Source organism: Mucilaginibacter inviolabilis (assembly GCF_011089895.1).
Taxonomy (GTDB): domain Bacteria; phylum Bacteroidota; class Bacteroidia; order Sphingobacteriales; family Sphingobacteriaceae; genus Mucilaginibacter; species Mucilaginibacter inviolabilis.
Genome location: NZ_JAANAT010000004.1, coordinates 309,826 through 327,013 on the forward strand (window position 1 = coordinate 309,826; position 17,188 = coordinate 327,013).

Annotated in this window: 11 protein-coding genes; 4 read left to right on the forward strand and 7 right to left on the reverse strand. The window is 39.7% G+C overall.

The window, feature by feature from the left end:
• Position 1: 1 nt before the first annotated feature.
• The 7 genes from G7092_RS24880 to spt all read right to left on the reverse strand — a co-directional run bounded on the left by G7092_RS24880 (position 2) and on the right by spt (position 9,828).
• A complete protein-coding gene (locus tag G7092_RS24880; protein WP_166093801.1) occupies positions 2-628 on the reverse strand; it encodes a sterol desaturase family protein in 627 nt (208 codons plus the stop codon).
• A 267-nt stretch (positions 629-895) separates the two neighbouring features.
• Entirely contained in the window at positions 896-1,615 is a 720-nt protein-coding gene (locus tag G7092_RS24885; RefSeq protein ID WP_166093803.1) for a CDP-alcohol phosphatidyltransferase family protein, read from the reverse strand.
• A gap of 29 nt (positions 1,616-1,644) precedes the next feature.
• Complete coding sequence (locus tag G7092_RS24890) at positions 1,645-4,206, reverse strand: DUF5686 and carboxypeptidase-like regulatory domain-containing protein (RefSeq protein WP_166093805.1); 2,562 nt, start codon at positions 4,204-4,206, stop codon at positions 1,645-1,647.
• Between the two features lie 651 nt (positions 4,207-4,857).
• Positions 4,858-6,174, reverse strand: coding sequence for an inositol-3-phosphate synthase (locus G7092_RS24895; protein ID WP_235953933.1), 1,317 nt, complete (start codon positions 6,172-6,174; stop codon positions 4,858-4,860).
• A 234-nt stretch (positions 6,175-6,408) separates the two neighbouring features.
• Positions 6,409-7,395 carry an NAD-dependent epimerase/dehydratase family protein gene (locus G7092_RS24900; RefSeq protein WP_166093810.1) on the reverse strand — a complete coding sequence of 329 codons (987 nt, stop codon included), beginning with the start codon at positions 7,393-7,395 and terminating at the stop codon, positions 6,409-6,411.
• Complete coding sequence (locus tag G7092_RS24905) at positions 7,392-8,510, reverse strand: GNAT family N-acetyltransferase (protein ID WP_166093812.1); 1,119 nt, start codon at positions 8,508-8,510, stop codon at positions 7,392-7,394. The genes G7092_RS24900 and G7092_RS24905 overlap by 4 nt, the downstream gene beginning before the upstream one ends.
• A gap of 106 nt (positions 8,511-8,616) precedes the next feature.
• A complete protein-coding gene (gene spt / locus G7092_RS24910; RefSeq protein WP_166093814.1) occupies positions 8,617-9,828 on the reverse strand; it encodes a serine palmitoyltransferase in 1,212 nt (403 codons plus the stop codon).
• 367 nt (positions 9,829-10,195) lie between these two features.
• On the opposite strand from spt, the gene G7092_RS24915 reads away from it, so the two are divergent.
• From G7092_RS24915 to G7092_RS24930, 4 genes are all read left to right on the forward strand, one after another.
• Positions 10,196-11,539 carry a TolC family protein gene (locus G7092_RS24915; RefSeq protein WP_166093816.1) on the forward strand — a complete coding sequence of 448 codons (1,344 nt, stop codon included), beginning with the start codon at positions 10,196-10,198 and terminating at the stop codon, positions 11,537-11,539.
• A gap of 200 nt (positions 11,540-11,739) precedes the next feature.
• Entirely contained in the window at positions 11,740-12,942 is a 1,203-nt protein-coding gene (locus G7092_RS24920; RefSeq protein WP_166093818.1) for an efflux RND transporter periplasmic adaptor subunit, read from the forward strand.
• A gap of 27 nt (positions 12,943-12,969) precedes the next feature.
• Positions 12,970-16,149, forward strand: coding sequence for an efflux RND transporter permease subunit (locus tag G7092_RS24925; RefSeq protein ID WP_166093820.1), 3,180 nt, complete (start codon positions 12,970-12,972; stop codon positions 16,147-16,149).
• 370 nt (positions 16,150-16,519) lie between these two features.
• Complete coding sequence (locus G7092_RS24930; protein WP_166093822.1) at positions 16,520-17,071, forward strand: hypothetical protein; 552 nt, start codon at positions 16,520-16,522, stop codon at positions 17,069-17,071.
• The last annotated feature ends 117 nt before the right edge of the window (positions 17,072-17,188 follow it).

Genomic DNA, 17,188 nt, shown 5'->3' on the forward strand with positions numbered 1-17,188 from the left:
CTTATTTTTTTAGAAAACCTGAACGGAATATTTTGTCCCATAACGGCGAGCTCACACCGTAGCCTTTTTCAGGATCCTGGTAGTGATGCAGCATGTGGTGTTGTTTTATTTTTTTGAAAAGGCCACTTTTAAAGTTAAAATGGTGCATAGCATAGTGCGATATGTCATAAAACAGATAACCCAATATAAAACCAGGGAAAAAACCGAATATATAATTTACAGGTAACAAAGCTTTAAACAAAAAGTAAAAGCCGGTAGCCAACGGGATGCTTAATGAAGGTGGCAATACTAATCGTTTGGCATCGCTGGGGTAATCATGATGTACGCCATGCATAATAAAATGCAGCCTTTGTGCCCATTTCCAGTTTTCGTTTGGCTGGTAATGGAAAACAAAACGGTGCATAATGTATTCAACAATTGTCCAGATAAATAATCCGGCTAAAAACAGGCCGATATATAGTAAAAAACTAAGGCCTGCTTCAAAAAAAGCCTCATAAGTACATACTAAAATAACGGGTACAAAAATATATAGGGGTACGGTGTAATGTACCTTTGATAAACCTTCTAAAAAGTCACTTTTAAACATTCTCACAGACTCCTGAGAATTGGAGACATAATTCTTTTTCATAGCATATCAGGTTTTAAAATTTTGACGATTTCTCTGCCTGTTATTGTCTTTTTAATAATATATAAGTTAGTAAAACCTAACCGGGTTCAATTTTAATAAAGAATTTACTAATTCGTAAAACCTTTATTTAAAGGTTACGAAGATATGATATTTTAATTATTGAATTACTGAGTTATTGAATTAGTGATTTCTCTGGATTTTAACTAACCTAATCGCTAACGTAGTCACTTGAACGTTTTTTAATTCAGTAACCCGATAATTCAATGATTAGTTGTTTTTCTCAGCCTCAATTAAAGCTCTTTTAGCCTCTCTTAACCTGTTAAACGCAGTAATATTAGTAAGCACGGCCAATATTACCAATGGAATGGTGAATATGGATATGGTTTCAAAAACGTGAAACTTAATACCGGGTATAAATAATTTATAGTTACCGCCAATGTACTGCGCTACTATACCACTTAAAGCTGCACATAAACCAATGGTTACCACACGCTCAGGTCTTTGCATTAAGCCTCCTTTAACCTCTACGCCTAAGCCTTCGGCACGAGCCCGAACATAACTAACCATCATAGAACCTATCAGGGCAATGAAGGCAGCAATAGAACTCACAAAATAATGATGGGCAACCAGATAGTAACAGATACCCAGGAACATAATCAGCTCACTGTAACGATCCAGCACCGAATCATACAAAGCGCCAAAGGTTGATTTCATATTGCCCAGGCGGGCTACCTGCCCGTCGAGCATGTCAAACAAACCTGCGAACAAGATTAAACCTCCGGCCCAGCCCACATAACTCAAATCGCCACGGTTACCCTCTTCGGCGCCTAATATAAATATGGCGGCTACGCCTACATTTAGTACAAAACCAATTGAAGTAACTGCATTTGGGGTTAACCCAACTTTGATAAGAATTTTTACAAAGGGATCAATAACCTTGTAAATACCTAATTGTAGGTTTGTTCTTATTGATGTTTGCTGTTCCATTTTCTTTGTAATTATTTTGCTATACAAAATTAAAAATCAAATTTAACACGTACACGGATACCATCACGCGGTACATCGGGGTGATCCAGATAATTAAATCGCCTTACGTAATCAACCCGTATAAATTTAAATATATTTTCGACACCAACACTACCTTCCACATAAGGTGTTTTACCCAGGGCATAAGTGATTGGTAAGCCATTAGCATCAATCGGTAACTGGTATAATGACGGATGAATGTTTGGATTGTTTTTATCGCTGATGCCACCGTACAATACTTTTGCCGAAAAAGTCTCACGCCATTTTAATTTCCGCAGCAACGGTATTTTATTGAAAAAGAAACCGCTAAAGTGATGATCTATCCGGAAGCTTGCGTATCTGTCACTGGCAAACTCCAAAAAGTTCATCAGGTTATAAGAATCGATATCATAAGCATAAGTCTGGTTGGCCTGGTGGATGGTTAATAACGGGAACGGTACCTGTCCGAATATTTTACCAGCCGAGATATTCAAGTCTGAATAACCCAATTGCGACAGATATAAACGTTTGTCTATCCTGAAATCAAGTTTCTGATAGTTATACTCCCCATTAAACAAACCTTTAACACCCGAGGCATAATCCAATTCAATAGCGGGATAAGGATTAGGAATTGGTACACGGTAAATTTTACCCTGATAAAACTCCTCATGTGGCGCCCAGCGGATACTTCCGGTAAGTTCGGTAGTGGTTAAAGAGTGTACCACATTGGGCTGTCCATCAACAATATTGTTGAAATATAATGAACCGGCCGGCATCTGTTTCCAGTTTTTAAAGCCTCCTGCAAAGGATAAGTGATTCTCCAGCTCGTGCACATAATCCAGGCGATAAAAATCATTATACAGGTATTTATCATTTGTACCCCGTTTAAAGGATAGCAAAAAGTTATCTTCCTGTACAAACTGAAGGTTTGCACCCGGTATTTTAGTGTCTTTCTGATAACTTGCCCTGATGTAATTTTGCGGGAATTTATAAATAGACTTATTGTTAAGCGAATACGTGGCACTTAAAAAGTATTTCCATTGCTTATCCTTAAAACCATAAGCGGCGTAGGTTTCAAAGTAATAGCGCTTGCTTAACTCCGGCGTGGTACGACCACCAAGCCGCAGGCGTAAACCTTCAACCGGGTTAAAGCTATAGAAGGTATTGGCTGGGCCGATCTCAAATTTGCCAAAACCTTTATAACCTGCAAGCAACAGAGTAGCAATATCTACCGTACGCTTATATGATGGCATGTTCCTTAAGCTATCTACATTCTTGTAAACTTTGGATTCTGCCTTTGTTAAAGTATCCAGGCGGTTATGCTCCCAGAATGAGGCTGGTCGGGTTTTAGCTTCGTCTGCCGATTCTTCTGATTGTTTTGTATAAGCCGTATCAGGTAGGGGATGATTCACCACATAATTTCCGTACGTAATGGTTCGCATACCCAGCAATCCGCTTTTACCCTCTTTTTTGGTGGCGCCAAACTCGGCTATGGTATTGCTCCGGCTCAGGTGGTAACGGTTGTCGGGGTTTTGTTCAAAATCCAGGTCAACCTCCATCGAACGTATAAAGTTGATGTTAATGTGTTTGTTAATCTTCAATACCGCTTTTTGTACCGCATAATTACCATCAAGGGTAATATATATCATCCCTTCAAAAAGTACGTCGTTATCGTTTCGGGGAGTAAAGCTTAACTCAACCAATTTCTGGTTCTTGGCATCGGTAATGGTATCGGTAATGAAAAACTTGTAATAATTTGGCGAGTTATTGGATATCGGACTTAAAAACTGACTGGTGATCAAGAATATATCATTGCCATAAATATCAACGTTGTTGTATAGGTGCTTAAAATATTGTTTAACACCTTCATTATCAACTGCCGGACCGAAGTTTACACCACGTTGGCCCAAAATAACTTCGCGTTTCTTTTCGGGGTTTTTGCGGTAGTAATTCTGTGATAATTTTTCATCGAGATAAACCGGCAATATTGATTTTCCAGGTAAGATGGTACTGTCCCGGTTATCGATGATGAATTTATATTTTTTGAAGAACTTCCTGTCTGAAAATGCTGCTGATACGTTGATGAACCCGAACATCATTTTATCATATTCGCGGTATTCTACGTAGTCATAAGCCTCGGGGCGGTTTTTAGGTTTGTTTTCAATAACCTTGCGTATCAACTCTACAGCAGGATTATCTTTGTTACGATATTTAGGTTTTTTTCCCGATTTGATAACCACTTCGTTCAATTGCTTGGCCGAAGGAAAAAGCTTTACATTGATGACCTGCTCTTTGCCCGGCTCCACAGGTAAAAAAGCATCTTTATAACCTAAAAAGGAAATTTTTATTTGCTTAAGTGTAGCGTTTGTGGTCGAAAGTCGGTATTTACCATTATTATCGGTTGCTACACCGGTTGTAGTGCCTGTAAACGAAACCACAACATAGGGGAGTGTTTGTTTATTACTGGCATCTGTAACCGTACCGGTTATAACAGTAGTTTGCGCAAATAATGATGAAGCAGAAAAAAAGAGTATTAAAAGAAATAAACTTTTATAAAAATTTTTAAAATCCATGTACTTTATGCAATTATGCAAATACAAACTCTTTGTTTTATCTCCAATCCCCCTTATTATCTGTGACAAACTATTTGCGTCATTTATGGTGATGCGAACAGCTAATTATTATTTAAAAGCACAAATCGTCGTAACTAATATCAATTAAACCGATATTTCTTTACCTCCTGTATAACGGCAGAAATAGTTTACCAAAAGCTTATTTTGCATTGGCGTAGCTATCCCATTAGCTTGTAATTGCGCTTCAAAGGTAGAAAAATTTATTACAGACTAATGTGGTCAAAAAGTCAAATATTCCCTGCGGAAAGCGTTTAAACCACGTTTATCTGTTAAATATTACCCTTAAATTATATTACACTGAAAACGGCACTATGCCTTATATATTATGAACTGTTGATGAACTGTTTGCTTTATACTTTACCTAAAGTATTGAATTTTAAATTGCTTTGAAACCATCAGGTGTTTTTGTTATCAGATTTAACAAAGTTTAACAACCTGCGAACAAATATTTACATAATCAATAAATCAGAGCTTTATGTATTAGAGATAAATGATCAGTTAACCTGCGACAATTATAAGCAAAAAAATAACCAGTTGTATACAGCTTTGGCCGTAAAACAACCGGTTATATAGGAATTTGTTTAGCTGGTTTTATGCTTCGGCGTAAGCCTCTTCATAATAATCTAAACCCAGATGAGTTATGAGATCTTCACCCATCATGTAACGCAAAGTGTTTTCTAGCTTGATGAGCTGTTTAAATATATCGTTCTCCGGACGAAGGCCTTCGGCTGTTTGAGGCGATTTCAGATAAAACGACAACCATTCCTGGATACCGCTCATATTGGCTCTTTTTGCCAGATCACAGAATAAAGCGAGGTCAAGGGCGATAGGGGCAGCCAGGATAGAATCGCGGCAAAGGAAGTTAATCTTGATTTGCATTTTGTAACCTAACCAACCAAAAATATCAATATTATCCCAGCTTTCTTTGTTATCACCGTGCGGAGGGTAGTAGTTAATACGGATTTTGTGATAGATCTCGCCGTAAAGCTCCTTGTTTTCTTCAGGTTTAAAAATATCTTCCAGAACACCTAATTTAGATACCTCTTTGGTTTTAAAGTTATCCGGATCATCCAGTACCAAACCATCGCGGTTACCTAATATATTGGTGGAAAACCAACCGTGTACGCCCAATGAACGTGCAGCCAGGCCAGGAGCCAGGATAGTTTTCATTAAAGTTTGTCCGGTTTTGAAATCTTTACCGGCAATTGGGGTTTGAGTTTCTTTTGAAAGTTCAATTAACGCGGGGATATCAACTGTTAGGTTAGGAGCTCCATTAGCAAATGGTACACCTAGTTTTAAAGCCGCGTATGCATAGATCATACTCGGCGCAATCAATTTATCATCGTCAAGCAAAGCTTGCTCAAAAGCAGCCAGTGTTTGGTGTATAGCTGATGCCTCATAATAAATTTCGGTAGAACCACACCAAACCAGAACAACTCTGTCCAGCCCGTTTTGCTCTTTGAAGTTTTTGATATCTTCCATAACCTGTTGAGCGAGTTCATAACGGGTACCTTGTTTTACGTGTGTGCCGTTCAGATTTTTAGCGTAGTTTTTATCAAATGCCGCTTTCATTGGTTTAATGGATTCCAACTCAGATTTTACAGAGTTTAGTAATCCCAGCTCCAGAACTTTGGCATTTGCTGCAGCTTCATAAACGTTATCTTCATAAACATCCCATCCGCCAAAAACTACATCTCCCAGATTGGCCAATGGTACAAAATCTTTGATTTTAGGATTACGGTTCTCCGTTCTTTTACCTAAACGAATATGGCCCATTTGGGTAAGTGAACCTATGGGTTGTGAGATACCTTTTTTTACTGCTTCAACACCGGCAATCAGTGTAGTGGCCACAGCTCCTAAACCTGGGATAAGGATACCCAGTTTGCCTTCGGCGGGTGAAATTTTCATTTTCATTGACTTATTTATTATTAATTAGTAGGGTAAGGCATGATTAGCTTAATTCCCTGGTTTTTACTCTTTTTTTATTGTTTTTGGTGTTACTTAAACGTTTAAGTAACACCAAAAGATGTTAATTATTCTTTTATATCTTCCATATCTAAAAATAACTTAAACGTTTAAGTTATAGTATAAAAACAACGGAATTTTTACATTCATTGTTAATAAATTATTTAATTGTTGATATCAAAGCCACTTGTTGGCTTTATACCAGGTTAGTGTTTCGGTTAAACCCGTTTTTAGATTATAAGCCGGATAAAAACCCAGATCTGATTTTGCACTTTCGTTGTCGCAATACCAGTTTACGGCCATAAGCTCATCTATCTTTTCGATATTCACTACGGCTGCTTTATTTCTCAAAGAACTTACTTTTTCTGATATGGCTGCTATTATTTTTACAAAATTTACAGGCAAATGAAATTTAAAGGTAGTTATACGCAAAATCTCTTTGGTCAGGTTGCCTAACTCGTATTTGTCATAAAAGTTCCCGTCGCTCAGGTTATAGGTTTGATGATTACCACCATATAAGGCTTTTATGGCGGCCTTAGCTACATCTTTTACGTAGATAAAACTTAGCTTTTGCTGGGCTTTGCCAATATAGGGTTCAAGTCCCTTTACTACTTGTTTAAAAAAAATAAATATACCAGTATCCCTTGGTCCGTAAACTGCGGTAGGGCGTAGTACAGTATAATTTAAATTTTCAACAGTTCTTAACTGTTCCTCGGCCAATAATTTGCTGCGACCGTAAGCCGTTACCGGGGCGGGGGGAGTGGTTTCGGTTATGATGCCGGTTAATGTATTAAGCGGACCAATGGCAGCCAAACTACCTATCAACACAAACTTTTGTAAGCCAGTACAAACATCGGCTGCTGCCGTTGCCAGGTGGTGTGTATAAGTAGCGTTGATATGATTGTATTCGGCTTGCGAGCGGGCAGAGGTAACGCCAGCTGCATGAATGATGTAATCGGGCTTAATATCGGTAAGCTGCTGTTTTAGCGTAGAAATGTCTTTATAACTGAGCTGTACATAACTGATAGGAAAGTGTTTTAGGTGATCAATATTACTGGTTTTGCGCACTGCTGCATAAACCTCCAAATCATTTTGTAACGCTTCCTCAATTAAGTGATATCCAACAAAACCACTTGCACCGGTTATTAAAACCCGTTGTTTCATATGGCCTTTTCGTATAGCCTGTATTTTTTATACGGGTTGCCATTTATAGCTTCTATGGCACGGTTCACCATATCGTTGTGCTCCAGGGTCCAGCCGGCTTCGGCCTGTTTCATGCCTTTGCGTTTGTATTCTTTGATAATGGTACCATATAAACAGGCTTCAATCCCCATTTTACGATAGCCCTCAATAACGCCGAGCGCGTATATGCGCAAACTCTGTATTTTCTTTCGGCCAAAGAGCAATTTGAAAATGCCTGTTGGCAACAAACGGCCGCGTTTAATTTTCTTAAATATTTCGTTGTAATTGGGCAGAGCCAACCCAAAGGCAACTATTTTTCCTTCCTGTTCAGCAACCAGCACAAAATCCGGATCGAGTATTAGTTTAAGATCCTTTGCTAGGTAATCATATTCATCATCACTTAAAGGAACAAATCCTTCGTTATGATCCCAGGCCGAGTTATAAACTTCACGTAGTTTTACAGCTTCCTCTTTAAACTTTTTCATGTTTAATGTACGGATTACGATATTACTGCGCTTTAAACGCTCTTCTAACGCGTTTAATAAACGTACTGATTTATCGTCGTAACTTTTATCGTCCCAGTGCCAGGCAATCAAATCGGCATTTTTAGTAAAACCAAACCCGTCTATCAAATCAGTATAGTAGGGAGCATTATAGGTTTGCATCAAAAACGGCGGACTGTCAAAGCCTTCTATTAATAAACCGCAGGGTTCGTTGGTTGAAAAATTAACAGGGCCTATCAATTTTTCGGTTACTCCTTTTTGTTTAAGCCAATCGGTAACGGTATTAAAAAGTGTTGTTGCTACCTCTTTGTTATTAATGCAATCAAAAAAGCCAAAAAAACCATCGTTGGTACTATTGAACTTATTGTGTGCATTATTGAGTATAGCTGCAATGCGACCCACAATCTTATCACCATCATAAGCTAAAAAGGTTTGTACCTGATTATGCTTATGAAAAGGGTGTATGGTTAATAAGTCGCGCTGAGCTATGAACAATTCCGGGACGTAGTTTGGATCGTCCTGATACAAATCATGTGGAAAATCAATAAATGAAGCTAATTCTTTTTTCGAATTAACAGTTACAATTTTTATCATGAGTGGTATTTATAAAATTGTTGTGTAAGGCATAAAATATGAAACGCCCGTGTGCAGAAGCTTGTTTTGATAAAAAAGCTATGAGCACACGGACGTTTTTGTTTATTTAGATATTTTCTTTAACAGAAGCTGCAGATACACCAACTTCTTTAAATGCTTTTGAAAGTTTTTCAACGGCTTCGTCAATTTGAGCAAAGGTATGGGTAGCCATTAATGAAAAACGCAGTAATGATGAATCTGAAGGTACAGCTGGCGAAACCACCGGGTTAACAAATACGCCTGCTGCTTGCAGATATTTGGTTACCAGGAAGGTTTTTTCGTTATCACGTACATAGATAGGTAATATCGGGCTTTCTGTAGGGCCAAGATCAAAACCTTCTTCCAGTAAAAGTTTTTGCGCGTAATTGGTATTGTCCCAAAGTTTTTGGATACGCTCAGGCTCAGATTCAATGATATCCAAAGCCGCAATTACACTGGCAACTGAACCCGGAGGCATGCTGGCACTAAACATTAATGAACGTGCACGATGTTTGATATAATCAATAGTATCTTTATCAGCAGCAATAAAACCGCCTAATGATGCCAGCGATTTGCTGAATGTACCCATGATGAGGTCAACATCTTCGGTAAGGTTAAAGTGAGATGCAGTACCGGCACCTTTATGGCCAATAACACCTAAACTGTGCGCGTCGTCAACCATAATGTTGGCGCCAAACTCGTCTGCCAGTTTAACTATCTCCGGCAATTTAACAATGTCGCCCTCCATACTGAATATACCATCAACAGCGATAACCTTCACCGCCTCTTCGGGCAGTATGCTCAATTTACGCTGAAGATCGTCCATATCATTATGGGCGTATTTGATCACTTTTGAAAATGATAATCTGCTACCGTCAATGATAGAAGCATGATCATATTCATCTAATATAATATAATCATTACGGCCTGTAATGCAGGAAAGCACACCCAGATTAACCTGGTAACCAGTGCTGAGCAAAACGGTGGCTTCTTTACCAACATAGTTGGCAAGCCTGTTCTCTAACTCGATATGAATATCAAGTGTACCATTCAAAAAACGTGAGCCGGCACAGCCTGTGCCGTATTTGTCAATTGCCTTCTTCGAAGCTTCTTTAATCTTTGGGTGATTGGTTAGCCCTAAGTAGGAATTGGAACCAAACATTAACACCCTTTTGTTATCTATTATTACTTCAGTGTCCTGAGCAGACTCAATAGGCCTGAAATAAGGATACAATCCCTTCTCCCGGAGCATATTTGCAACCTGGAACTCGGCGATTTTCCCATGTAGTTTTTTAACCATGTATTAACCCTGCTTAAATTTTGTGTAAAAATACCATGAATAAGCATATAACCTATATGGTAAATGTAATTTTTTAAAAAAATGCTTATTCTGATCTCAAAACAACAGGAAGCATTCCAAATTATATCACGGCAAATTAATTAATTTTTTTATTTATTTCGCACCACAATTTTTCATTTTTTTGTAAAAAGCCCAAAAACGTATGATTTTGGCATGTTTTTATAAATTTCACGTAAAATTCTTGTTCTTGATTTTAATTTAGTAATATTAATCACATATTCGCACTTCCCCTGTGCAAATAGACAAAAACTGAATGATTAAATTTTTGTTCTTTTTGCGAACAATGAACGTCACCTATAGCCACCCTATGAAAAAAAATAAGTATCTAGTATTTTTTATCACAATCGCCTTAACATTAATTTTACATTCAACGACCTGGTCACAAACTGTTGCTGATAGTATTAACGGTCCTGTTTCCTTAAAACAATGTGTCGAATTCGCCTTGCGAAACCAACCTGCTGTACGCCAGGCTTCTATTGATGAGCAAATTAACGAAAAAGACATCAGGATCGGACTTTCGGCCTGGTTACCACAAGTTACCGGTACAGGTATATATAACTATTATTTCCAGGGTACTCCGCAGTCCGGGGCATCTGGTGCCAACTTTCCGGGCAGTTCGGGTATCCGAAACCTTTCTACACTGGGGTTACAGTTAAATCAGGTTATTTATAATAATGATGTATTGCTGGCAGCCAAAACAGCTAAATATTCCCGTCAATATTATAAACAAAATACCCTCAGCAGTCAGATCAATGTAGTTTCTGATGTAAGCAAAGCATTTTTTGATGTATTGCTTTCCCAAAAACAGTTGAACATCACCAACGAGGATATCACCCGCTTGCAAAGGAGCCTGAAAGATGCCTATAACAGGTATCAGGCTGGGGTATCTGACAAAACAGATTATAAACAGGCCACCATATCGCTTAACAATTCGTTGGCCACACGCAAACAAACCGAAGAGGCTATCAAAAGTAAAACGGCCTATTTAAAACAGATCATGGGCATCGGCGGATCAAAAGACCTGGCGCTGTCTTATGATTCAACGCGTTATGAACAGGCGGCCGTGATTGACACCAATCAACAGTTAGATGTAAACAATCGTATTGAATACCGTTTGCTGCAAACCAATAAAGTGCTGCAAAATATTAATGTGAATTACTACAGATATGGATTTTTACCATCCTTATCAGCTATAGGTAGCTATAACCGGGCTTATTTTAGTCATGATTTTTCCGATCTGTATAAGCAGGCGTATCCAACAAGTTATGCCGGTCTTACTTTAAACCTTCCTATTTTCCTGGGGACAAAGCGCCTGCAAAATCTGAGCAAGGCAAAATTGCAGGTTGAACGTACCGATCTTGATCTGGAAAACAGTAAAAACACTATCAATACCGAGTACGTGCAGGCATTAGCCAATTACAAGAGCAATTACACCAGTTACCAGCTGATCAGGCAGAATGTTGACCTGGCTAAAGATGTATATAAAGTAGTAAGCCTGCAGTATCGCGAAGGTGTTAAAACTTATCTTGATGTTATTGTATCTCAATCAGACCTGCGAACTGCAGAGTTAAACTATTATAACGCTTTGTTCCAATTGTTATCGAGCAAAATAGATCTGCAAAAAGCTTTGGGAACATTGAATGTTGAATAATTAAAAGATAGGATCACCTTAAAAAAACTAACAACCAACGAATAACTGCGGAGCACTCATGAGTACCGCTAAAAAACAAAGAACCAACGAATAACTGCGGAGCACTCATGAGTACCGCTAAAAAACAAAGAACCAACGAATAACTGCGGAGCACTCATGAGTACCGCTAAAAAACAAAGAACCAACGAATAATCACTACGATGAAAAACAGATATATATACTGGTTAGCCCCTGCGGCCTTATTGGCTTTAGCTTCTTGCAAAGGTAAAAGCGGACAACAAAATGCCCCACTACCACCAACTCCTGTGAATTTAACCGAAGCTAAAAAGGCTGAGGCTATTTATTATGATCAGTTCCAGGGTACGGTTGTTTCTGTGAATACCACCGAGCTCAGAAGTCAGGTGCCTGGTTTTGTAACCGGCATATTTTTTAAAGAAGGTGATGTGGTGCAGAAGGGGAAGGTATTATATGAAATTGATAAACGTAAATACGTAGCGGCTTACCAACAGGCAGAAGCTAATGTATTGAGTGCACAAGCCAACCTGGTTAAAGCACAAAAAGATATCGACCGTTATAATATGCTGTTGAAGAACGATGCGATCGCCCGCCAAACTGTTGATCAGGCTTCTGCAGCTTTTGAAACAAGCAAGGCTGACGTCGCTGTGGCTAAAGCGGCTTTAGCATCAGCACGTACCGATCTTTCTTATGCTACTATTACGGCGCCATTTACCGGTCGTATTGGTATATCACAGGTAAGGCTGGGTTCGCAGGTAACAGCAGGTTCTACCTTATTGAACACCATATCTGCCGAACATCCAATGGGAGTTGATGTAGTGGTGAACGAACAGGATATTCAACGTTTTTATAAATTACAACAAGCTAGTAGTGATACCACTTTTAAGCTGCAGATGTCTGATGGCGTAACCACCTATAATAAACCAGGTAAGGTTTTGGCTATTGACCGTGGTGTTAATAATCAAACCGGTACCATTAAAGTAAGGATCCAGTTTCCAAATGAAGATGGTATATTAAAAGATGGTATGAGCTGTGTGCTTAAAGTACTTAACAATCAATCTGGTGATAGGGTACAGATTCCTTATAAAGCCATTACCGAGCAAATGGGTGAGTTTTTTGTATTTGTAAGTAAGGACACATCTTTTGTAGATACTACTAAAAATAACGAAAAGGTAGAGGCGCTCATTGCCAAACAACATAAAGTTCTTTTAGGTCCGCGTGTGGGTACCGATGTAGTGATCATGAGTGGTATTGAGCCTGGTGATAAAGTGGTTACTGAGGGTTTCCAGCGTTTACGCGATGGTGGCAAAATTGTATTGGGCGATCCGTCTAAAGCGCCTGCCCCGGGTCAGGGAGCACCAGCACAGGGAAAACAACAAGGAAAGTAACCGGTATTTTTATAAAAGACAACAAGAATGATAGCAGATACCTTTATACGAAGACCAGTTACCGCTATAGTTATATCCTTAGTGATAGTAATTGTTGGTATCCTGGCAATAGGTAGCCTGGCCATAGGCCAGTATCCGGAAATTACACCTCCAACCGTAAACATTACCGGTACTTATACCGGCGCCGACGCGTTAACCGTAGAGCAAACCGTGGCTACACCTGTTGAAGTACAGGTGAACGGTACGCCAGGCATGACCTACCTGCAAAGTAACAGTACCAGTAACGGTGCCATGAGCATGACCGTTAACTTTGAGGTGGGTACCGATATTAATATAGCCGCTCTTGACGTGCAAAACCGTGTGGGTATTGCTACCCCAACATTGCCGCAAGAGGTACAGCGTTTGGGTTTAACTGTACGTAAACGTAATCCCAGTATTTTGATGCTGGTAGCTATGTATGCTCCCAAAGGCTCGCATAATGTTACCTTTTTAGATAACTACACCAACGTTTTTGTTCGGGATGCGCTTTTACGGGCCAAAGGTGTGGGCGACGTGTTTACACGTGCCGATGACTTTAGTATGCGTATTTGGCTTAAACCGGATAAGATGGCCGCCTTAGGCATGACCGCCGGTGACGTTACCAGTGCCCTTGCTGAACAAAACGCGCAGGTTGCTGCCGGTTCGGTAGGTTCAACCCCGCAGGAAAACGGACAGCCATTTGAGTATACGGTTTTGGTTAAGGGGCGTTTAACAAGCCAGGCCGAGTTTGAAAATATCATTGTACGTACACAACCGAATAACGGTGCTATTGTGCACCTGAAAGATGTGGCCCGTGTGGAGCTGGGTAAGTTTAACTATGCCGGTAATTCCTTTGTTGACGGTAAGCGAGCTTCTTACCTGTTGGTTTACCAGGCACCAGGTAGTAACGCTATCCAAACGGCAGATAATGTATACTCCACCATGGAGGAACTCAAAAAATCATTCCCTGCCGATGTGGATTATGTAGTACCTTTTGAATCAATAACGGTTGTAAAGGTATCCGTACAGGAAGTAATCGAAACGCTGGTGATAGCGCTGGTGCTGGTTATTGTGGTGGTATTCCTGTTTTTACAAAGCTGGCGTACTACGCTTATCCCGGTATTGGCCATTCCTGTGTCTATCATCGGTACATTCATCTTCTTTATACCACTTGGTTTCACTATCAATACATTGACATTGTTTGGTTTCGTACTGGCCATTGGTATTGTGGTGGATGACGCCATTGTGGTGGTGGAATCGGTGCAGCATTATATGGATGAGGAGGGCATGTCACCCAAGGACGCTACTACACATGCCATGCGTGATATATCCGCGCCGGTTATAGCCATTGCCTTGATATTGGCGGCGGTGTTTGTGCCGGTAGGTTTTGTGCCGGGTATTGTGGGGCGCTTGTATCAACAGTTTGCTATCACCATTGCGATATCGGTATTGATATCGGCTTTTGTGGCGCTTTCATTAACTCCGGCCCTTTGTACATTGATATTGAAACCCCGTAAACTAGACCAGGAATCAAAAGGCCTTGATAAGTTCTTCTTTAAATTCAATGCATGGTTTGATCGGGTAACGGGCAGATACCGTAATGGTGTTGATAAAAGTATCAAAAACTCTAAATTCATTATTATTATATTGGTGTGTATTATTATAGGTACTATCCTGCTATTTAGAGGCAAGCCAAGCGGCTTTATCCCTACAGAGGATGATGGCCGTATTTATATCACTTATGATCTTCCGGAAGCATCATCAACGCAGCGTACTGTACAAGTACTGCATGATATGATGCGCACCCTGGATAGTATCCCTGAGATAGGACACTACGCGGCGTTGGGTGGTTTGAATGCGGTAACTTTCGCAACCAAATCAAACAGTGCAACCATATTTGTGCAGCTAAAGCCATGGGATCAGCGTAAAGGCGAACAGCATAGCATATTTCCGTTGGTAGGTATGTTGCAAAAACGTTTGTCGCGGTTTAAAGAGGCTAGTGTGGTTGTAATTCCGCCGCCGGCAATACCTGGTTTGGGTAATACCGCAGGTTTCTCTTTTATATTAGAAGAGAAACAGGCAGGTGGAGATATCAAGAATTTTGAAAACGTAATGCGTGGCTTTATTGCTGAAGTAGGTAAGCGAAAGGAAATATCCAAAGCGTTCTCCTTCTTCACCGCCCGCACGCCAGCTTATCAGCTCACTATTGACAGGGAAAAAACTAAAAGATTGGGTGTAGCCCTGTCTGATGTGAACGCGGCACTGCAAACCTATATGGGTAGTACTTATATTAATGATTTAACCTTGTACGGCCGTACATTCCGTGTGCTGGCACAGGCCGATACCAATTATCGTACAAATATCCAGAACATAGGTCAGTACTTTGTGCGTAACCAGGCAGGTACTATGGTGCCTTTAAGTACTTTAACAACGTATAAAGTAATTGAAAATGCTCCGTTGATATCGCACTATAACCTGTTCCGTTCGGCGGAGATAGACGGTAACTCTGCACCGGGTTACAGTAGCGGTGATGCACTGAACGCCCTGGAAGAGGTTGCCGCCAAAACTTTACCTCAAGGTTATGGCTACGAGTTTTCTGGTTTGAGCCGTGAGGAAAAACTATCGGGATCAAAAACCATTTACATCTTTATGTTGTCAATTGGTTTCGTATTCCTGTTCCTGGCTGCTTTGTATGAGAGCTGGTCGGTGCCGTTCTCGGTATTGCTTGCCGTACCGCTGGGGGCATTCGGGGCTATTTTATTCCTGTCGTTCCACGCCAAGCTTGATAATAACGTTTATGCGCAGATAGGTTTGATAACCCTGATTGGTTTGGCAGCTAAGAACGCCATCCTGATTGTGGAATTTGCTAAAGAACGTGTGGATAGTGGTATGGAGCTTGAAAAAGCTACATTAGATGCTGTGCGTTTGAGGTTAAGACCAATCATCATGACCTCGTTGGCATTTATATTGGGTGTGGCGCCATTGTTATTTGCAAGTGGTGCAGGTGCGGTAGCCCGTCAAACTATCGGTTGGACAGTATTCGGTGGTATGCTTGCAGCTACATCTTTAGCTATATTCATTGTACCGGTGTTATTCTATATCATTACTAAATTTGCTTATGGTAAAGAAAAACTGGCCGAGCTTGAAAAAAATTATGATCCTCATAAAGGGCACGAACCCGAGGTTTAATATGTTCTATTAAAAACAAAAAAGGAGAGGTAGTAATATCTCTCCTTTTTTGTTTCAGACAATTTGCGATCACTTCTCGTGTAAATATTAGGCAAAACAGAACAAAAATTCATCGTATGCCGACATAAATCTATTAAGGAATACACCTTCTTGTGTTAAAATTTAACCTGTAATTAAGGTTTGTAACTGTTTGTTTTGGTAGAATAGTTGGGAGATGAATGTGTTGATAATCAATACTTAATAGCGTGTGTAGTTGAGCTGCTATGATTTTAACAATGTTAAAACTATAACAGATTGCTATAATGGCAAAGTATTTGTTAAGGAGGTGTTAATACAATAAATATTGTAGAGTATACTAAAAAGCACAATTATGAAAACAATGACAAAAATTATAGCCGGAGCGTTTACTGCCTTAGCTATATTTATCGGAACAAATGTAAAAGCCCAGTCGGTACCAAAAGACGCATTGCGTTTTGGAGTAGGTGTTGAAGGTTTATTACCAACAGGTAACCTGCATAATATCTCAAACATTGGTATAGGCGGTACAGCGCGTTTACAATACGGAATAGCCAATAACCTGGCATTAACACTTACTTCTGGTTACTATAATTTCTTTGGTAAAAAAATTGGAGATGGTACAGATGCTAAATATCCATCTTTAGGTATGGTGCCGGTTAAGGCTGGTATCAAAGCATTTTTTACTGATAACTTATATTTTGGTGCAGAAGTGGGTGCTGGTTTTGAAACCAAAGACTTTTATGCAAACGCCGATGGTTCAAAAAATACCAAACTTATTCTTTCTCCAGGTATAGGGTATGCCTCTAAATCATGGGATGTAGGTGTACGTTATGAAAACTACTCGGGCCAAAGCAATAACTATGGTACCGTTGGTTTACGTATAGCTTACGGATTTGGTCTGTAATTTTACAGGACCATAAATTAAAAAGCCCCTCAGCGTTTTGCTGAGGGGCTTTTTTTGTTGTACTTTTTGTCATTCTGAACGTAGTGAAGAATCTAATTATTGAACTATTCATATCGC

What these genes read in the sequence shown, in the direction of transcription:
- G7092_RS24895 (WP_235953933.1), bottom strand. Translation starts at nt 6,174, where the DNA reads ATGAAAATTTCACCCGCCGAAGGCAAACTGGGTATCCTTATCCCAGGT.
- G7092_RS24915 (WP_166093816.1), top strand. Translation starts at nt 10,196, where the DNA reads ATGAAAAAAAATAAGTATCTAGTATTTTTTATCACAATCGCCTTAACA.
- G7092_RS24890 (WP_166093805.1), bottom strand. Translation starts at nt 4,206, where the DNA reads ATGGATTTTAAAAATTTTTATAAAAGTTTATTTCTTTTAATACTCTTT.
- spt (WP_166093814.1), bottom strand. Translation starts at nt 9,828, where the DNA reads ATGGTTAAAAAACTACATGGGAAAATCGCCGAGTTCCAGGTTGCAAAT.
- G7092_RS24900 (WP_166093810.1), bottom strand. Translation starts at nt 7,395, where the DNA reads ATGAAACAACGGGTTTTAATAACCGGTGCAAGTGGTTTTGTTGGATAT.
- G7092_RS24930 (WP_166093822.1), top strand. Translation starts at nt 16,520, where the DNA reads ATGAAAACAATGACAAAAATTATAGCCGGAGCGTTTACTGCCTTAGCT.
- G7092_RS24920 (WP_166093818.1), top strand. Translation starts at nt 11,740, where the DNA reads ATGAAAAACAGATATATATACTGGTTAGCCCCTGCGGCCTTATTGGCT.
- G7092_RS24925 (WP_166093820.1), top strand. Translation starts at nt 12,970, where the DNA reads ATGATAGCAGATACCTTTATACGAAGACCAGTTACCGCTATAGTTATA.
- G7092_RS24905 (WP_166093812.1), bottom strand. Translation starts at nt 8,510, where the DNA reads ATGATAAAAATTGTAACTGTTAATTCGAAAAAAGAATTAGCTTCATTT.
- G7092_RS24885 (WP_166093803.1), bottom strand. Translation starts at nt 1,615, where the DNA reads ATGGAACAGCAAACATCAATAAGAACAAACCTACAATTAGGTATTTAC.
- G7092_RS24880 (WP_166093801.1), bottom strand. Translation starts at nt 628, where the DNA reads ATGAAAAAGAATTATGTCTCCAATTCTCAGGAGTCTGTGAGAATGTTT.